13 protein-coding genes, 1 pseudogene and 1 riboswitch are annotated in these 17,597 nt (G+C 72.2%); of the genes and pseudogenes, 7 read left to right on the top strand and 7 right to left on the bottom strand.

What is annotated here, in order from left to right:
* Positions 1–37: 37 nt before the first annotated feature.
* Positions 38–754 (bottom strand): DUF4328 domain-containing protein, encoded by a 717-nt coding sequence (locus tag ACZ6B1_RS18895; RefSeq protein ID WP_468779729.1) that lies wholly within the window; start codon positions 752–754, stop codon positions 38–40.
* Between the two features lie 202 nt (positions 755–956).
* On the opposite strand from ACZ6B1_RS18895, the pseudogene ACZ6B1_RS18890 reads away from it, so the two are divergent.
* A pseudogene (locus tag ACZ6B1_RS18890) lies at positions 957–2,150 on the top strand (AAA family ATPase); the annotation flags it as partial.
* On the opposite strand, the gene ACZ6B1_RS18885 reads toward ACZ6B1_RS18890, so the two are convergent.
* The 3 genes from ACZ6B1_RS18885 to ACZ6B1_RS18875 all read right to left on the bottom strand — a co-directional run bounded on the left by ACZ6B1_RS18885 (position 2,135) and on the right by ACZ6B1_RS18875 (position 4,209).
* Positions 2,135–2,434: a hypothetical protein gene (locus ACZ6B1_RS18885; RefSeq protein ID WP_468779727.1), complete on the bottom strand. Its 300-nt coding sequence runs from the start codon at positions 2,432–2,434 to the stop codon at positions 2,135–2,137. The pseudogene ACZ6B1_RS18890 and the gene ACZ6B1_RS18885 sit on opposite strands and share 16 nt — an antisense overlap.
* Before the next feature lie 131 nt (positions 2,435–2,565).
* Positions 2,566–3,450 (bottom strand): RNA polymerase sigma-70 factor, encoded by an 885-nt coding sequence (locus ACZ6B1_RS18880; RefSeq protein ID WP_468779725.1) that lies wholly within the window; start codon positions 3,448–3,450, stop codon positions 2,566–2,568.
* 72 nt (positions 3,451–3,522) lie between these two features.
* Positions 3,523–4,209: a DUF6445 family protein gene (locus ACZ6B1_RS18875; protein WP_468779723.1), complete on the bottom strand. Its 687-nt coding sequence runs from the start codon at positions 4,207–4,209 to the stop codon at positions 3,523–3,525.
* Positions 4,210–4,494: 285 nt separating this feature from the next.
* Between ACZ6B1_RS18875 and ACZ6B1_RS18870 the strand changes: the two genes are divergently transcribed.
* The gene (locus ACZ6B1_RS18870) at positions 4,495–5,250 is read left to right on the top strand and encodes a DUF4142 domain-containing protein (protein ID WP_468780133.1); all 756 of its coding nucleotides are present in this window, start codon (positions 4,495–4,497) and stop codon (positions 5,248–5,250) included.
* A gap of 100 nt (positions 5,251–5,350) precedes the next feature.
* On the opposite strand, the gene ACZ6B1_RS18865 is transcribed toward ACZ6B1_RS18870, so the two are convergent.
* On the bottom strand, positions 5,351–6,997 hold the full coding sequence (locus tag ACZ6B1_RS18865; protein ID WP_468779721.1) for a glycoside hydrolase family 13 protein: 1,647 nt from the start codon (positions 6,995–6,997) through the stop codon (positions 5,351–5,353).
* A 257-nt stretch (positions 6,998–7,254) separates the two neighbouring features.
* Here ACZ6B1_RS18865 and ACZ6B1_RS18860 point away from each other — a divergent pair, with 257 nt between their 5' ends.
* Both ACZ6B1_RS18860 and nicT read left to right on the top strand, forming a co-directional pair.
* Positions 7,255–8,187, top strand: a complete 933-nt coding sequence (locus tag ACZ6B1_RS18860) for an LAETG motif-containing sortase-dependent surface protein (protein ID WP_468779719.1) — start codon at positions 7,255–7,257, stop codon at positions 8,185–8,187.
* A gap of 141 nt (positions 8,188–8,328) precedes the next feature.
* Positions 8,329–8,533, top strand: a riboswitch (cobalamin riboswitch).
* A gap of 29 nt (positions 8,534–8,562) precedes the next feature.
* Positions 8,563–9,648: a Nickel transporter NicT gene (nicT, locus tag ACZ6B1_RS18855; protein WP_468779717.1), complete on the top strand. Its 1,086-nt coding sequence runs from the start codon at positions 8,563–8,565 to the stop codon at positions 9,646–9,648.
* Positions 9,649–9,675: 27 nt separating this feature from the next.
* Here nicT and ACZ6B1_RS18850 read toward each other — a convergent pair whose 3' ends face one another.
* Positions 9,676–10,662: a nucleoside hydrolase gene (locus ACZ6B1_RS18850; protein ID WP_468779715.1), complete on the bottom strand. Its 987-nt coding sequence runs from the start codon at positions 10,660–10,662 to the stop codon at positions 9,676–9,678.
* 471 nt (positions 10,663–11,133) lie between these two features.
* Between ACZ6B1_RS18850 and ACZ6B1_RS18845 the strand changes: the two genes are divergently transcribed.
* Positions 11,134–11,916 carry a hypothetical protein gene (locus ACZ6B1_RS18845; RefSeq protein ID WP_468779713.1) on the top strand — a complete coding sequence of 261 codons (783 nt, stop codon included), beginning with the start codon at positions 11,134–11,136 and terminating at the stop codon, positions 11,914–11,916.
* Positions 11,917–12,045: 129 nt separating this feature from the next.
* Here ACZ6B1_RS18845 and ACZ6B1_RS18840 read toward each other — a convergent pair whose 3' ends face one another.
* The gene (locus ACZ6B1_RS18840) at positions 12,046–13,389 is read right to left on the bottom strand and encodes a helix-turn-helix domain-containing protein (protein ID WP_468779711.1); all 1,344 of its coding nucleotides are present in this window, start codon (positions 13,387–13,389) and stop codon (positions 12,046–12,048) included.
* Between the two features lie 499 nt (positions 13,390–13,888).
* Here ACZ6B1_RS18840 and ACZ6B1_RS18835 point away from each other — a divergent pair, with 499 nt between their 5' ends.
* Positions 13,889–15,472: an LCP family protein gene (locus ACZ6B1_RS18835; RefSeq protein ID WP_468779709.1), complete on the top strand. Its 1,584-nt coding sequence runs from the start codon at positions 13,889–13,891 to the stop codon at positions 15,470–15,472.
* Positions 15,473–15,641: 169 nt separating this feature from the next.
* On the top strand, positions 15,642–17,594 hold the full coding sequence (locus ACZ6B1_RS18830) for an NHL repeat-containing protein (RefSeq protein ID WP_468779707.1): 1,953 nt from the start codon (positions 15,642–15,644) through the stop codon (positions 17,592–17,594).
* The last annotated feature ends 3 nt before the right edge of the window (positions 17,595–17,597 follow it).

Genomic DNA, 17,597 nt, shown 5'->3' with positions numbered 1-17,597 from the left:
CCCACGGCCACCTCACCACCCGCGGGCGGGTTCCCCGTCACCCGCCGCCGACGCCCACGGACTCCTCCGCCACGCCCTGACCCCGCCCCTGCCGGATCCGCTCCACCTGCGCGGCGGTGACGGCCCGTACGGCGAACGCCCCGGCCACGGCGGCCCCGACCACGGCGGCGTCGGCGATGAGCAGCGGCCACACCTCCTCGTAGGCCCGCGCGATGATCTCGTCCGTCGAGTCGCGCGACACCAGCCCGACCCCGCCGAACATGCCGATCAGCCAGAGCACCCACCACACGTTGACGGAGACCGGCAGCTTCCGTTCCGGGGCGGTGGCCCGGAAGGCGTCCGCGACGATGCCGCGCGGGAACCAGAGGTTCACGACGGGCACCACCCACCCGAGGTACACCCAGATCCCGAGGTACTTCGGCGCCCGCCCCGACAGCACCCGCGCGTTGTCCCGCACCCGCCACACCCAGGCCAGGAACAGCAGCGCGCACACGAAGGCGACGCCACCGCCCAGCGAGGTCACGAGGTGGTACGAGTCCTCGAGCCCGTTGAGCGGCCGGTGCACCCCTTCCCCCTGGTCCGGCGGCCCCGATGCGGGCTCCCCGGCCACAGTCAGCCTGATCTCCCAGACCCCCCGCACCACCCAGGCGGCCCCGGCCGCCAGCAACGCCCCGCCGGCCAGCCACCCGGCAACCCGAACGGACCGCTCCCCGAGCCGCCCGCGAGCGGCTCCCTCCCCCATGAGTTCATCCACGGGCCCATCCTGGCGCATCGGCCCGCCAGCCCGCGAGGAACCCCTCGTCGAGCGCGATCTCCCGCAGCCGTCCCAGGCTCGGTTCCGGTCGAGTCTCCCCTTGCACGCGATGGGGTACGGCCGCGTTACGCCCTCGCGCCGAACGCCCGAAAAGCGGCGTCGATCTGCGGATCGACGCAGCACCCCAATGCAGGGGTACACGGTCGATGCGCTTCTGGCGCTGGGAGCCGAACGGCCCGTCCCAGTCGTGATCGACGAGTTTCCGTATCTGGCCAAGGCCAATCCGGAGCTGCCCTCGATCGTTCAGGAGGCGCTGCGGACGCTGCGCGACGAGCGCACCGGTTCCCGCACCAGGCTGCTCCTGTGCGGGTCGGCGTTGTCGTTCATGGGGCGGTTGCTGTCGGGGAACGCCCCGCTACGTGGCCGGGCAGGGCTGGAACTGGTGGTCCGCCTCCTCCACCACCGCCTCGCCGCCCAGTTCTGGGACATCACCGATCCCCGTCTGGCCATGAAGGTCAACGCGATCGTGGGCGGCACCCCCGCCTACCGGCGCGAGTTCGCACGCGGCGACTCGCCCAGGAACGCGGACGATTTCGACGACTGGGTCGTCCGCACCGTCCTCAATCCCGAGACCCCTCTATTCCGCGAGGCCCGCTATCTGCTCGCCGAGGAACCCGACCTCCGCGACACCGCCCTGTACCTGTCCGTCCTGGCCGCCGTCGCCGACGGCAACGCCACACGCGGCGGGATGGCCGGCTACCTGGAACGCAAGGCCACCGATATCGCGCATCCCATCAACGTCCTCGAGGACGCGGGTCTGCTCCACCGTGACGCGGACGCCTTCCGCGACAACCGGCCCACGTACCGGATCGCCGAGCCATTGATCGGCTTCTTTCACGCGATCATGCGCCCGGTCTGGGACCAGCTCGAGCGCCCCGGCAGCGCAGCACGCGTCTGGCAGGCCAGTCGCCGCCGCTTCGTCAGCAATGTCCTGGGACCTCATTTCGAACAGGTCTGCCGTGACTGGACCCTGCATCACGCCGACCCCGAGCTTCTGGGCGGGATACCCGCCCGCGTCGGGCACGGCGTGGTGCACGACCCCAAGGCCCGTATCGGCCACGAGGTCGACGTGGCGGTCATCGGCATCGCCGACGGCTCCAAGCCACCGCTCCTCGCCATCGGGGAGGCCAAGTGGAACGACACCCTGGGCATCGCCCACATCGACCGCCTCCGGCACATCCGAGACCTCATCACTCAGGCCGGACGCTATGACACCAGCGGCACCCGGCTCCTCTGCTTCAGCGGAGCGGGCTTCAACGACAAGGCGCACACGGCGGCGAAGGCCGGCCCCGAGGTTCAGCTGATCGACTTGCAGACCATCTACGCGCTCACCTGACACGAGAGCCCGCCACGCCTCATGCGGAACGTCCGCCGCGCGGAGTCCGTGAGGGGCCGGCCGGAATGCACCGGCGCCCGCTCGTCCCCATGAACCACGAACGGGCGCGTGCGGACAAGGAAGATGTGCCGGTGGGCGGTGTCCACCAGCATGTGGTAGTGGGCCAGCGGCAGCGCCGCCGTGCTGTCGGCCTGGGCGGCGGCACCGCCGAGGCCGGCGGTGGCGGTGGTCAGCCCGGCGACGGCCGATATCGCCGTCGTGAGCGAGACCCCCTTGAGGCGCATGGCGCTCCTCGGGAGAAGTGGAAGATCAACCCGGACGATAGCGCCCGGCACCGGCAGCCCCGAGGCCAGTGCCCCGGTGCGAATCCGGCGCCCTCACCCGCGGTCCGGCGGGACCGTCCGCCGTCGGCGGCTCAGCGCCGCAGCCCTCGCAGCTTGTCCGGGTTCACCTGCAGGCGGAGGTTCTCGATGCGGTCGTCCAGCAGGTCGTAGGTCACGGCGCCCACCGGCTCCCCGCCGAGGGTGAGCAGGATGCCCAGTTCCCCGTTGACCGGCACGAGCTTGACGGCCACGCCCTCCATCCGGGGCTTTCGCAGTACGCCCAGGACGAACCGGCCCACGTGGTCCGCCCCGTGCAGCGGACGCCGGGCCGCGGAGACCTTGCCGCCGCCGTCCGACCAGCAGGTGACGTCCGGTGCGAGGAGTTCCAGTACCGCGTTCAGATCACCGCCCGCGCACGCCTCGATGAACCGGGCGGTGACCGTGGCCCGCCGCTCGGGGTCAGTGTCGTAGCGGACGCGGCGGGAGCGGACGTGCTCGCGGGCACGGCGGGCGATCTGGCGGACCGTGGGTTCGGGGCGGTCCAGGAAGCCGGCGATCTCCGCGTGCGCGTAGCCGAAGACCTCGCGCAGGACGAACACCGCCCGTTCCACCGGGGTCAGCGTCTCCAGGACCACCAGCATGGCCGTCGAGACACTGTCGGCGAGTTCCGCCTCCTCCTGGACGCCGGGGGAGGTCAGCAGGGGCTCGGGCAGCCAGGGGCCGACGTACCGCTCGCGGCGCGCCCGGGCCGAGGTGAGGCGGTTCAGGGAGTGGTTGGTGACGGTGCGGACCAGGTAGGCGCGGGGGTCCCGGACCGCCGAGCGGTCCGCGGAGTGCCAGCTCAGCCAGGTGTCCTGTAGGACGTCCTCCGCGTCCGCCACGCTGCCCAGCATCCGGTACGCCGTCGCGAACAGCGTCCGCCGGTGCTCGAGGTAGGGATCGGGGTCGCGGCCGGTGTCCGTCTCCGAGTGCGCCATGGAACCAACGCTGCCAGAGGACCCCGGCACCGCCACCGCCGGGTCCCGGCACCGCCAGGCGGGATGCCCGGCTCAGGCCATCCAGAAGAAGACCGCCGTCATCCGCTTCTGCGCCAGCTCCCTGCCGAAGTAACCCGTCGCGCTGTGCACCAGGCTGGCGTTGTAGAGGAGCAGCCGGTTGTACCGGTGCGGGACGCGGACGTCCTCCTCGAAGGCGTCGGCGGCCACGAAGCGGGTGCCGAGCGCCTCCACGAGGTTGTTGTGCGGGGCCTGGACGACATTGCCGCCGAGCCGGCCGCCGGGCAGGGACTGGCGGTAGAAGCTGGTGCCGCAGTCCTTGGGCACGCCCGGGTTGAGGTACAGCACGGCCGCGTACCGGCACAGCGCGCGCGAGTCGGTGTGCGGGCGGGGTTCGCTCTCGCCCTCGCCGACCACCTGTACGCAGTTGTGGTTGAGGGTGCCGCCGCCGGGCGCCCGCTGGACCCACAGCTTCCCGGCCCCGGTGGCCTTCCTCACCAGCCGCTCGACGCGGTCGAGTTCACGGGGTTCGAGGCCGGGCATGGCGCGCAGTCCGGGCCAGGTCTCGGAGGTGTACGGGTGACCCCTGGTCCAGTCGTCCTTGGCCAGGCACCGCTCCCGTACGGCGCCGGGGTCCGGGAGGACGTCGTCCAGCACCCAGTAGTCACGGCCCCTGGTGGGCTTGCGGTAGGGCAGGACGGGCAGCACGGCGGGCGTCCTCGGGGACGGTTGCGGGGGCATGCGGCGAATCTAGGTCCGCCTCCGGTCTGCCTTCTCCCGGCGGAGGGTCAACCTTCACCCAACCATCTGCCATGTACATCTATCGATTGCCAACGGATCGCAATCGAGGAGGGCTGGGACCTCGTCTTCGGCCCGGTGACAGTTTTTACCCTCGCCACAGAAACGATCGGCCCTCCCGTCCGTACTGCTGTGCGTACGAACTGCCCGCGCGTCGTCGGGGGCGGAATCCACGACCGGGCAGGAGGCACGGTGCGCTTTTCGCGGAACGCGACGGGAACTCTCTTCGTGGGCGGTGCGATGGCCCTGACACTCGGCGCGCTCGCCTACCCGAGCATGCTCGGGCTGAACACCGTCTCCACCTCGCAGACCCGGATCATCGCCCAGACGCAGTGGGGGCCGCTCACCGAGGGCGACCGGGACTTCGTGGTCAGGGTGCGGGCCGCCGGTCTGTGGGAGTACCCGCTCGGTCAGATCGGGTTGCAGAAGGGCGCCTCGAAGGGAGTCCTGGAGGCCAGCAAGCACCTGGTCGACGGGCACGCCGCGCTGGACGCGAGCTGCCGCAAGATCGCCCCCATGCTGAACATCACCCTGCCCAACGTGGCGAGCCCCCAGCAGGAGGGCTTCGTCACGCAGCTCAAGGCGGAGAGCGGCAAGTCGTTCGACACCGACTTCGCCAACATCCTGCGGATGACGCACGGCTCGATCTTCAACTCGATCGCCAAGATCCGCTCCACCACCAAGAACTCGCTGATACGCGCCCTCGCCGACCAGGCCAACGACACCGTGCTGGACCACATGACGGTGATGGAGAAGACCGGCCTGGTCGACTTCGAGCAGACCATCTTCCAGCAGACCACCCCGCCGAAGCTGCCCTCCGACAACCTCACCCCGCCCCCGCCGCCGGCGGGTCAGCCGGAGGTGGTACTCACCCCGCCGCCGAACGCAACGTCCACCCCGCTGAACCTCAACGGCCTCAACGGCGACGGCGGCGGCTCCGGCGGCAACGCCCCGGCCCCCACCCCCAGTCCGACCGTGGGCTAGGGCCTGTTGTGAAAGTCCCGCCGTACGCCCGAAGGGCGGGCCGGGCGGCGTCAGGTGCGTGCATCACGTCGTCCGGCAGGCGGGACTTTCGCGCCAGGCCCTAGCCGAGCCACACCGTGGTGTCCGGCGGGAGGAGTCCGGCCTCCGCCAGCGGGGTGCTGGCGAGCAGCACCTCGCCCGGCGGCAGCGGTACGGGCCGTTCGGTGAGGTTGGTGACGCAGCGCCAGGTCTCGGTGCGGGCGAAGTCGAGGACACCGGCCGGGGCGCCGGGCGTCCAGGTCAGCGTCTCGCCCTCCAGCAGCTTCCGGCGCAGCCGCAGGGCGGTGCGGTAGAGCTCCAGGGTGGAGCCCTCGGCACCGGCCTGCGCCACCACCGCGTAGGAGCCGAAGGACTCCGGCTGCGGCAGCCAGGCGGCCCCCGGCCCGAAGCCGTACGACGGTCCGTCCGGCGTCCACGGGAGCGGCACCCGGCAGCCGTCGCGACCCTTGCGGACATGGCCGGTCTGCTCCCAGATCGGGTCCTGCAGCACCTGGGTGGGCAGGTCGGCGACCTCGGGCAGGCCCAGTTCCTCGCCCTGGTAGACGTACGCGGAGCCGGGCAGCGCCAGCATCAGCAGGGTCGCGGCCCGGGCCCGGCGCAGACCGGCCTCCGGGTCGACGGCGGGGGCCCGGCCGCCGGACAGCAGCCAGGCGTTCTCGTCGGTGCCGGGCGGCAGCAGCAGCCGGGAGGCGTGCCGTACGACGTCGTGGTTGGAGAGCACCCAGGTGGCCGAGGCGCCGACGGTGCGGGCCGTGGCGAGCGAACCGGTGATGACCTCCCGCAACTCGTCCGCGTTCCAGGAGGCCTGCAGATACTCGAAGTTGAAGGCCTGGCCGAGTTCGTCCGGGCGGGCGTACAGGGCGCGGCGGGCGTCCGGGACCCAGGCCTCGGCGACCGCGGTGCGGGGCGGGGTGTATGCGTCGAAGATCTTGCGCCAGTCGCGGTAGATCTCGTGGACCTCGTCGCGGTCCCAGTAGGGGTGGCTGCCGGGCGCGACGCGCAGCAGGGCCTCCTCGCCGGTGGCGCCGATGCCGCCGATGTCCCGCAGCGGTTCGGCGAGGTCCTTGGCGAGGCCGTGCGCCACGTCGACGCGGAAGCCGTCGACGCCCCGGTCGGACCAGAAGCGCAGGGTGGTGCGGAAGTCGGCGCGGACCTCCTCGTTCTCCCAGTTCAGGTCGGGCTGTTCGGGCGCGAAGAGGTGCAGGTACCACTCGCCGTCCGCGGCCCGCCGCCAGGCGCTGCCGCCGAACACCGACTGCCAGTCCGTGGGCGGCAGTTCACCGTGCGCGCCGCGGCCGGTGCGGAAGACGTAGCGGTCCCGGGCGGCGGAGCCGGGGCCGGCCCGCAGCGCCTCCTGGAACCAGGGGTGCTGGTGCGAGGTGTGGTTGGGGACGATGTCGACGACGACCTTCAGACCGAGCCGGTGGGCCTCGGCCACCATCGCGTCGAAGTCGTCCAGGGTGCCGAGGCGGGGGTCGACGTCCCGGGGGTCGGCGACGTCGTAGCCGCCGTCGGCCAGTTCCGAGGGGTAGAAGGGGCTCAGCCACAGGGCGTCGACGCCGAGCGTGGCGAGGTGGTTGAGGCGCTGGGTGACTCCCCTGAGGTCGCCGAGCCCGTCGCCGTCGGCGTCGGCGAAGCTGCGCGGATACACCTGGTAGATGACGGCCTGGCGCCACCAGTCGGGGTTCCGGGACGAGAGGTCTGCCATACGGGCTCCCTTCGGGAAGGACGACAGTACAGAGACTGTCCACATTGCCCGGAAAGGGAACCTTGGGGCGATGGGGAGCGGATCATTCCCCGTGTGATGGAGTTGTGACGACCCCATGAACGACCCTTGTATTCACGCAGGTTGACAGGTTTCAACAGGGCCGATCACCATGGCCTCACACTGTGGCGCATGTGACCAGTGCGCCGGGTGTCTCTCCTGACTTCTTCGCTCACTCGAGCTTCTGCGATGGGATATCCATGTCCATAGCCAGACGTGTCACCGCGCGCCGCCTGCTGGGGACGGGCGCCGCGTCACTCGCCCTCTGCGCCGCCTCGGTCGCCGCCGCCTCCGGCGCCTGGGCCCACGGCACGCACGGCGGTGACGGCTGGAAGTCCGGTGGCCACTACGCGCCCGGCACCGGCGCGGGCACCGAGACCGGCACCGACCGCTGCCGGTTCTCGCTGGACGGCGTGAACTTCTTCGACTCGGTCAAGGTGGACGACCAGAACCTCAGGCCGACCGAGGACGGCAAGGTCCACGTCAAGGTCCGCGCCGCCGAGGACGCCGCCGGCTGCACCGCCTCGCTCGCCTCCTACCTCGCCCACGGCGCCAGCTTCGCCACCTCGGGCGAGCAGGTCTTCGTCGACTTCGACACGGTGGCCGTCAAGCCGGGCGAGACCGACTCCCTCGACATCGCGGTACCGGACGCGGGCTGCTTCGCCCAGATCGACCTCTACCGGGGCGCGGTCAGGTTCGACGGCAGGACCGACGCCGGTGACGGCTTCGAGCACGGGGACCTGCCCAAGGGCCCGGACCACCCGGTCATCAAGGACAAGCTGATCGCGGCCTGGAACGGCGGCACGAAGGACTGCACCAGCACCCCGGAGGAGCCGCAGTCCCCGTCGCCGAGCGCCCCCGCGGAGGAGTCGGCCCCGCCCGCGCCGAGCGCCTCGGAGTCGTCCGAGGCACCGTCCCCGGCCTCCTCGGAGTCCGCGCCTGCCCCGTCCGCCTCCGAGTCGCGGGCCGGCTCGGCACCCACGCCGGACGGTGGCGGTGACGACGGCGGCGACCTCGCGGAGACCGGTGGCGGCGGCAACTCGGGGCTGATCGCGGGCGGGGCCGCCGTGCTGGTCGCCGGCGGCGCCGCGTTCGTGCTCCTCGCGCGCCGCAAGCGGGGCGCGCAGGGCTGACCGGCCGCCCCTCACCTCCCGCACATCACGACCCCCGCCGCTCGCGGCAGCCGCGAGGCCTGCCAGACGGCGGGGGCCGTGCCGCGTGTGATCTTGAGTACCTGCACCGGTGCGCGGCTATGCGGACGAGCGTTCACCTGCCTACGGTGGGCGGGCCGTGGTGCTCGGGAAGTCGGTGACGCCCCCTCAGGGGTCCATGCCGACGCGGCCCTCGCCACTGTGATCGGGGAGTTCCCGTCCCGTCCGGCGTCCGCCGGGCCACTGGCCGTTCACCCGGCTGGGAAGGCAGGGACGGCGAACGCACCACCCCGTAAGCCAGGAGACCGGCCACGGCAGCTCACGAGATGATCCACGAGGTGCTGGAGCGTGAATCCGATGGCCGATGCCGCCGCTTTCCGATGGCGACGCGAGGACACGATCAGGACGGCGGGGCTGCTGGCGGTGATCGCCGCCCTGCACGTCGTCGCCTTCGGGGTGCTGTTCCTGCTCGTCGCCCCGGGGCACTACAAGGTCGGCCAGGACGTCTTCGGCGTCGGCCTCGGCGTCACCGCCTACACCCTGGGCATGCGGCACGCCTTCGACGCCGACCACATCGCCGCGATCGACAACACCACCCGCAAGCTGATGGCCGACGGCAGACGGCCGGTGTCGGTGGGCTTCTGGTTCGCGCTGGGGCACTCCAGCGTGGTGGTGCTGCTGGCCCTGCTGATCGCGGGCGGGACCCGGCTCGCCGGCCGGGTCATGGACGAGCACTCACGCACCCACCAGGTGCTCGGCTTCATGGGCACGACGATCTCCGGCACCTTCCTCTACCTCATCGCCGCGCTCAACCTGGTCGCGCTGGCGGGCATCCTGAGGGTGTTCCGGGCGATGAGGTCCGGCACGTACGACGAGCGGGAGCTGGAACAGCACCTGGACTCGCGGGGGTTCATGAACCGCGTACTGGGGCGGCTGACCAGGTCGGTCTCCCGGCCGGGACAGATGTTCCCGCTGGGCTTCCTGTTCGGGCTCGGCTTCGACACGGCCACCGAGGTCACGCTGATGGTGATGGCCGGGTCGGGCGCGGCGGCCGGACTGCCCTGGTACGCGGTGCTGTGCCTGCCGCTGCTCTTCGCCGCCGGGATGAGCCTGTTCGACACCCTCGACGGCACGTTCATGAACTTCGCCTACCAGTGGGCGTTCTCCAACCCGGTGCGCAAGGTGTTCTACAACCTCACCATCACCGGACTGTCCATCGCCGTCGCCTTCTTCATCGGCACCATCGAGCTGGTCGGCGTCCTGCACGAGAAGTTCGCCCTGGGCGACGCCGTGACCGGCTGGATCGCCGGACTGGACCTGGACAGCGTCGGCTACGTCATCGTCGGGCTGTTCGTGGTGGTGTGGGCGGCCGCGCTGGCCTACTGGCGGCTGGCGCGGGTGGAGGAGCGCTGGACGGCACGGGTCACGGCCACGTCCGACTGACACCCTGGGCCCCGCGTCCCCGGTGACTCACCCCGCCGGAACCCGGGGCCCCTCGACGGTCTCCAGGTACAGCTTCACGAACCGGTCCACGTCCACCTGCAACGCCACGTCCACCAGGGCCTGTTCGCGGACTCCCTCGTGGATCTCGGACTCGCCGGGGCGGGGGCGGCGGTCGACGAGGGTCTGGCCGCGGGCCGGACCGGGAGCCAGCGAGACCTCGACCGGCAGGCGCCGGGTGGCGATGCCCGCCGGATCGGCGACGGCGCACACCGCGCCCGCGTCACCGAGTCCGCCCGCCTCCTCGGCCTCCGGCGCGCCGCCCTGAGCGGTGGGCCGGTGGGCGAGGAGTTCCCCGGCCAGCCGGGTGCCCGGATCGGCGCTGCCGCGCAGCCGGTGCACATCGGTGCCTGGCACGACGACCTGCATGAAGACGTCCAGCCCGTACATCGTGATCGGCACCCCCGCGGTGAGCAGTACGGCCGCCGCCTCGGGGTCGTGCCAGACGTTGAACTCGGCGACCGGCGTGGCGTTTCCGGTGGCGACCGCGCCGCCCATGAACACGATCCGCTCGATGTTGCGGGTCACTTCGGGGTGGGTGCGCAACAGCAGGGCGATGTTGGTGAGCGGGGCCGTGGGCACGAGGGTGACCGGGCGGGGGGAGGCCAGGATCTCCCGGCGCAGCAGGGTCACGGCGTCCACGTCGGCCGGGGTGCGGGTGGGCGCGGGCAGGCCCAGGTCGCCCATGCCGTCCGAGCCGTGCACATGCCGGGCCGAGCGGGCGGGCTCGATCAGCGGACGTTCGGCGCCCCGCGCCACCGGGATGTCGGGGGCACCGGCCCGCTCCAGCACGGTCAGGGTGTTGCGGACCACCCCGTCCACGTCCGTGTTCCCGGCCACGCAGGTGACGGCCCGCAGATCCAGCCCCGGGTGGCGTACGGCGAACAGCAGGGCCAGGGCGTCGTCGACGCCGGTGTCACAGTCGATGATCACAGGAATACCGGACTGCCCGGCCACGACGGTCTCCTTCCACCACCCGACCCGAGGACTCGCCACGAAGGCCACCTCAGCCTACGGCCGCCCGCTCTCCCCGGCCGCACGACGACCGCCCCGCACCCCGGAGGCGGAGACCCCGGACAAGCGCCGAGAGCCGCGGGAGCTGCGACCGGGCACCGGATCGGGCCCGGCCCCTCGCGCGGAAGGCCGGGAAGGGGCACCTCAAGGGCGACGTGAGAGCCGCGGGGGCATTCACCCCTGCTCCGAACCGAGCCGGTGCCGAGGCGGACACCCGGGACAGCGGAGGAGCCGGACCTCGCCAGGAGCACCGGATCGGGCCCGGCCCCTCGCCCGGCCGGACGGCTCGCCCGGCGCGCCCGACGCCGCCGGCCCCGCATCCTCACCCGGACGGCCCGGAGCGCTGGTGAGCCGGTGGTGGCGGTGGTGGCGTGAGAGGTGGCACCACCACCGGCCCGCACAGGAGGCCCCCCGATGACCGCCGCGATACGCCCCCGTGCCCTCCCGCTCGCCGCTCTCGCGGCCGGCCTCCTCACCCTCACCGGCTGCGCCGCCCTCGGCCTGGAGCACCCGCCGACCGCCGAGCAGCCGCTGCCCACCGTCGACTCGGCCTCGCCCACACCGAAGGCGTCCGACCGTGGCGACGGCACCCTGCTCACCGACGATCAGGCCCGGGCGGCGCTCCTGACCCAGAACGACCTCGGCGCCCCCTGGTCGGCGACGCGCGGGGCGGCCACCTGGCGCGACGGCCTGCTGAAGGCGAGCTCGCGGACGGCGGAGTGCCAGCGCCTGCTCGACGCCCTCTACGCAGACGAACTCCTCGGCGCCCCCGGCCGGGTCGCCGTCGGCCTGGACGACGCCGACACCGACGCCCAGCTCCGCTACCAGATCGGCGCGCGGCGCCCGGCTGACGTGGACGCCGCCCTGGCCTGGCTGCGGACCATGCCGGCGCGCTGCGCCCGGTTCACCGCCACCACGGAGAACGGCCTGGTGGAGGACGTCCAGGTGCAGGAGGCTCCGCTGCCGCAGGTCGGCGACGCGCGCCAGGGCCTGCGGCTCACCCTCTACACCACGACGCCCGACGGCCAGGACGTCGTCCTCACCATGGACGTGGCCGCCGTACGCGTCGGGGAGGACTCCTTCGCGCTCACCAACGGCGGCCTGGGCGACGTGCCGAACGAGGCGACCCAGGCGGCCGTCCAGATCGGCGCACTGCGTCTGGCGGACATCCGCAAGCAGGGCCGGGCCGAGGTCTGAGAGACCGGTGCCCGGGAGGCTCGGGGCAGCTCACCCGGCCCGAAGCCGACCGCAACCGGGCACCGGGCCCGGCCGGCGGCCGAGAACACGGCGCGACCGGCACCGCACCGAGCCCCGTCCCGGAAGCTGTCACAGCGGAGGCGGGACCGGGGCCGGGCCGAGGGTGGTGGTGCCCGGGGCGGTGCGGTGGCCCAGGCCGGTGCGGTAGGCGTCGAGGGCCGCTTCCACCCGGCCGGTGCGGCGCAGCAGGTCGCCCAGCAGGCGGCACAGGTCGGCGAGGTCGCCGGCCGCCCCGGCGCGTTCCAGCAGGCTGAGGGCGCGGACGTAGTGCTCCTCGGCCGCCTCGGTGTCGCGAGCGTCCTCGGCGATGATGCCGAGGAGGCGGTGCGCGGCGGCCGCGTGGACGGCGCCGCGCTCGGAGGAGAAGTCCCCGAGGACCCCGTTCAGCAGCTCGGCCGCCTCGGCGGACCTGCCGAGCCGGTGCAGGACGTCGGCCAGCTCGACGGCGGCCTGGCTGCGGTAGAGGGCCGCCCTGGTCTCGGAGAACATGGCGAGGGCCTGCCGCAGCTCGGCCTCGGCGCGGTCCAGTTCGCCGTTCTGGGCGCAGACGTAGCCGCGCATCCAGTGGCAGTTGGCGAGTTCGGTGCGGAGCTGGAGCTGCCGGTTCAGCTCGGCGGCCTTGGCCAGGGAGGCGTCGGCCTCGGCGAGACGGCCCTCGGCGAGCAGCGTGCGGGCGACCGTGCGGTGCATCCGGGCGATCAGCGCCGGGTCGGCGACCTGCGGGGCGAGTGCGAGGGCGAACTCGGCGGCCTGGGCGGCGCGGGCGTGCGCGCCCATGTCCATGTACGGGCCGATGACGCCGGCGTAGAGGAGCAGCAGGGCGTCCGGGTCGTGCAGTCCACCGCGGTTCAGCTCGTCGAGGGCGGACTCCAGGAGGTAGACGGCGTAGCGGAGTTCACCGGCGAGGTAGTGGGAGACCGCCCGGCCGCGGACGGCGGGCACCCGGGCGGCCAGCGACTCCCCGGACAGGCGCTCCTCGGCCCGCTCGAAGTGCTCGCGGGCCCGGCCCAGCTCGCCCGACTGCAGGGCGGACTCGCCCAGCCCGAGCAGCGCGGTGGCCTGCTCGGCCGGCAGCCCGTGGGCCTCCGCCTCGGCGAGCAGCCCGGCGTACTGGGCGGCCGCCTCCTCGCAGTCGCCGTCGGCCAGAACGCGCTGGGCCTCGGCGAGCCGCAGCCGGAGGTGGGTCGCCAGATGGGCGGGCCTCCCCACGGCCAGCTCCTCGAAGGCGACCCCGAGCCGGCCGGCGATGTGCCGCAGCGCCTCGTCGGAGGCGCGGACCCGGCCCGCCTCCAGGGTGGAGATGTAGGCGGGCGTGTAGGCAGGCTCCGCCAACTGCCGTTGCGTCAGCCCCCGTTCGGTACGCAGTTGCTGTACGCGCCGCCCCACGACCTGCGGATCGTCCCGTTCCGGCATCTCCCCGTCACCCCCAACTCCCCTTGCAGGCCTTGCCGTTCACGTCCGCCAGCCTCTAGGTTAAACGGCGGATTAAGCATGCTTAACAGACCGCTGTTGTTGCGAGGTCGTCGTGCCCGGTCGTACATCCGAACCCTACGGACACCCCGGCGCACCGGCCCACGTCCGGGCCCGCCCGGGCGGCCGGACGCCCACCGCCAGGGGAGTGGCAGCGGCCGTGCTCGCCGTGGCGGCGCTGGTCACGGTGGCCAACGTGGGACCGGCCCGGGCGGCGGACATCGCACCGGCCCCGCCGGCCGTGGGCCGGACCCACCCCTGACACCCCCTCACCGCCCGAACTACTGGTGAGTCAGGCCTGGTTCGTCAACCCCTTCGAAGGTTGTACGGGAGTGGCATATCTCACCACTCACCCCATCTCATCGCGTCACGCCGATAATGTGTGCGATCCGGTGCAGCCGGAGACGCGGCAGGCGCCGTCGTCGGGGTGGGAAGGCAGAGAATGACGCTGGACGCACAGCCGCGGCCGGCCGGCCGCGGCCGGCACGACGACGGCCACGGGGACGACGACACATCCGGCAGACCGCGCCGCGCGCGCCGGATACTGCGCTGGTCGGCCCTCGCCCTGGCGGCCCTGATGTTCGGCGGCGCGGTCGCCGGATACCTCTACTACGAGCACCTCAACGCCAACCTCACCAAGGCCAGGCTGAACCTCGGCGACTCCACGCCGCCCAAGGCGGCCCCCAATGCCGAGGGCCAGACCCCGCTGAACATCCTGCTGCTCGGCTCGGACAGCCGGAACACCGCGGCGGACCTGAAGCTCGGCGGCTCCAAGGGCGACGTGGGCCGCCCGCCGCTCGCGGACGTGCAGATGCTGCTGCACGTCTCGGCCGACCGCGGCAACATGTCCGTGGTCAGCCTGCCGCGCGACACGATGATCCCGATCCCCAGGTGCACCGACCCCGACGGCGGCAAGGTGTACGGCGCGCTCACCCTGGCCATGGCCAACGAGTCGCTGGGCCGCGGCGGCCCGGGCTGCACCGTCGCCACCTGGGAGAAGCTCACCGGCATCCACATCGACCACTTCATGATGGTCGACTTCTCCGGCGTGGTCTCGATGGCGGACGCCATCGGCGGCGTCCCGGTCTGCGTCAAGGAGAACGTCTGGTCGCACACCGCCGAGGGCCACGGCTCGGGCCTCAAACTGAAGGCGGGCACCACGTACGTCAAGGGGAAGCAGGCCCTGCAGTGGCTGCGCACCCGCTACGGCTTCGAGGACGGCACCGACATCGGCCGCACCCACGCCCAGCACATGTACATGAACGCGATGGTCCGCCAGCTCCGCGAGAACGCGACCCTGGGCAACCCCACCGAGATGCGCCGGCTCGCGGAGACCGCGACCAAGGCGCTGACGGTCGACGAGGGCCTGGGCACGGTCAAGAAGCTGTACGACCTGTCCACGGAGCTGCAGAAGGTCCCCACCGAGCGGATCACGATGACGACGCTGCCCACCGTGCAGTGGTCCCAGGACCGCAACCGGCTGGTGCCCGCCACCGAGGACGCCGACCAGCTCGTCTCCATGGTCCGCACCGACACCCCACTCGACGGCAAGGCCGGGCAGCAGCTCACCGAGCAGGTGTCGGACGACCCCGCCGCCCCGGCCGGCACCCTCACCGTGCGGGTCCGCAACGCAACCGGGACCAGCACGAAGGCCCCGGTGCTCCACCGGGCCGAGGCAGTCGTCCGGACGCTGCGGGACAAGGGGTTCGCCCAGGCCGCCGTGGACGCCACGGCCGCGACGGGAACCACCACCGCCGCGACGGGAACCACCACCGCCGTCCTGTACCCGAGCCACCACCTGGAGGGTGACGCCCAGGCCGTGGCCAAGGCCCTCGGCATCCCGCTGACCCAGGTGCGCGCGTCCACCGACGTCACGGGCGTCACGCTGACCGTGGGCGCCGACTGGCGCACCGGCGGCACCTACCCGAAGTCCGCGGCCCCGGCCAAGGCACCCGAGTCCGCGGCCGTGCTGAACGGCGGCAGGACCGATGCCTGCATGCCGGTTCAGCCGGGTTTCACCTGGTAGAGCGAGTTTCCCCCGGGCAAGGAAACCTGGGGCCACCAGCGCTTTTACCGGCCACGTGCCTTAGTCTTCGCTCACTCGCCACGCCCGGCACCCAGGGGGCTCTACACCGGCCGTGCCGCGTGGCACTCCATCTCCTCATTCGTTCCGGGGGGTTCGAATCAGCGTGCGTATGCGCACCCTTCCCGCGGCCGCCGCCCTGGCGGCCATGATCGGCTCGATGGCGCTCGCCGCGCCGTCGTACGCCGACACCGACCGGTCCATTCCGGTCTGGAACGTCGACGACACCGTGGTCGACGGCATCCACCAGCAGGTCTTCCTCAGCGACAGCTACAGGAACCAGATCGTCGTCACCGACTACTCGGGCCAGGTCGTCGGCACCGTCACCGGCCTCGGCCAGGTCAAGGACCTGGAGCTGAGCCCGGACGGGGGCACCCTGTACGCGGCGGTCTCCGAAGCCGACAAGATCGTCGCGATCGACACCGGCACGCTCCAGCAGACGGCGGAGTACCCGACCGGCGACAAGACCGCCCCCTCCCGTCTGGCCTACGCCGACGGCAGGCTCTGGTTCGGCTACGGCGACCAGTGGGACTCCGGGCTCGGCGTGGTCGACCTGAGCGCCGGGACCCCGACGGTCACCCTCGCCCTCGAAGGCGACCACGACTTCTCCAGCCCGCCCGAGATCTACGCCGACCCCGACAACCCGGGCACGCTGCTGGCGCTCGACGCGAACATCAGCTCCGGCCCGATCGTCGTCTACGACATCTCCTCCGGCACCCCGACGATCAAGGTCTCCGCCGAGAAGGGCGGCTCCTACGCGGACGCCGCCCTCACCCCGGACGGCCAGAACGTCGTGGTGGCCGGTCCCGGCACCCGCGCCCTGACCGAGTACCGCCTCTCCGACCTGTCCGAAGTGCGCACCTACCCGGTCCCGAGCAGCCCGAAAGCGGTCAGCATCGCCCCGGACGGCACGGTCGCGGCGGCCGTCTCCGACACCGGCGGCGATGGTGACACCTACGTGTTCACCGGCGGCGCCGACGGCACGCCGAGCGTCCGCGACCTCTCCCCCACCTTCACGCCGGGCGGCGGGCACGCGATCAGCTGGACGCCGGACGGCGGCGAGCTGTTCGTGCAGACGGGCTACGACACCTCCACCCGGCTGCACCGGGTCGACGAGCCGCGCAAGTACGCGCCCGTCCTGACGGTGAACGCCCCCTCGACCGGCACCCGGGCCAAGTCGCTCACCGTCACCGGCAAGCTGACCGCGGGCGTCGCCCTGCCCGCAGGCACCCCGCTGAAGGTGACCCGCAAGGACCTGGACTCACCGAGCGGCAAGTCCCTCGGCACCAAGACCCTCGGCACCGGCGGCACGTTCTCCTTCACCGACACCCCGACGGCCGGCTCCAAGGTCACGTACACGGTGACGTACGCCGGCGACGCCACCCACACCTCCGCCACCGCCTCGGACAGCGTCGAGGTCTCCCGCGCCACGCCGAGCCTGTCGATCGACAACAACGGCAAGGTGTACGCGTACGGCAAGGACGTGAAGTTCACCGCGCACCTGGGTTCGACGTACAAGAACCGCACGGTGGAGATCTGGGCCGACCCGTACGGCGCGGACAAGCCGAACAAGCTGGTGAGGAGCGGCACCGTCGACTCCCACGGCAACCTGACCACCGTCGTCGACATGAAGCGCGACACCAAGGTCACGGCGAAGTTCGCGGGCGACTCCCACTACCAGCCGCGGTCGGTGTCGAGCACGGCCGGCGCCGAGGTGAAGGTCTCCACGTCGGTGAGCGGGCACTACAAGACCAAGTACACCTACGGTCACACCTACTACTACTTCCACAAGTCCAAGGACCCGCTGTTCACCACGGACATGACGTACTACCGGGGCCGCAAGCAGCGCCTCGAGATCGACATCTACGCCGACGGCCGGTGGCAGCGCGCCGGAGCCCAGTACTTCGCGCTGGAAACCGACGGTGTCTCCCGGGTCCACCTGACCGGTACGCACAGCACCGGCTGGCGGACGCGCGTCCGCTCCTCGTACTACAACTTCTCGTCGGGTGACAACGTCAACTCCACGACGCACGGCGCCTGGAAGTACTACGTCTTCACCAGCTGATCG

The organism is Streptomyces sp. NPDC041129 (assembly GCF_055592265.1).
Note: the sequence above shows the minus strand (reverse complement) of the source record. Positions and strands in the feature narration are given on the sequence as shown.

Excerpts from the sequence above, each read along its gene's own strand:
- ACZ6B1_RS18885 (WP_468779727.1), bottom strand. The coding sequence starts at position 2,434 with ATGCGCCTCAAGGGGGTCTCGCTCACGACGGCGATATCGGCCGTCGCC.
- ACZ6B1_RS18880 (WP_468779725.1), bottom strand. The coding sequence starts at position 3,450 with ATGGCGCACTCGGAGACGGACACCGGCCGCGACCCCGATCCCTACCTC.
- ACZ6B1_RS18875 (WP_468779723.1), bottom strand. The coding sequence starts at position 4,209 with ATGCCCCCGCAACCGTCCCCGAGGACGCCCGCCGTGCTGCCCGTCCTG.
- ACZ6B1_RS18865 (WP_468779721.1), bottom strand. The coding sequence starts at position 6,997 with ATGGCAGACCTCTCGTCCCGGAACCCCGACTGGTGGCGCCAGGCCGTC.
- ACZ6B1_RS18860 (WP_468779719.1), top strand. The coding sequence starts at position 7,255 with ATGTCCATAGCCAGACGTGTCACCGCGCGCCGCCTGCTGGGGACGGGC.
- nicT (WP_468779717.1), top strand. The coding sequence starts at position 8,563 with ATGGCCGATGCCGCCGCTTTCCGATGGCGACGCGAGGACACGATCAGG.
- ACZ6B1_RS18845 (WP_468779713.1), top strand. The coding sequence starts at position 11,134 with ATGACCGCCGCGATACGCCCCCGTGCCCTCCCGCTCGCCGCTCTCGCG.
- ACZ6B1_RS18840 (WP_468779711.1), bottom strand. The coding sequence starts at position 13,389 with ATGCCGGAACGGGACGATCCGCAGGTCGTGGGGCGGCGCGTACAGCAA.
- ACZ6B1_RS18835 (WP_468779709.1), top strand. The coding sequence starts at position 13,889 with ATGACGCTGGACGCACAGCCGCGGCCGGCCGGCCGCGGCCGGCACGAC.
- ACZ6B1_RS18830 (WP_468779707.1), top strand. The coding sequence starts at position 15,642 with ATGCGCACCCTTCCCGCGGCCGCCGCCCTGGCGGCCATGATCGGCTCG.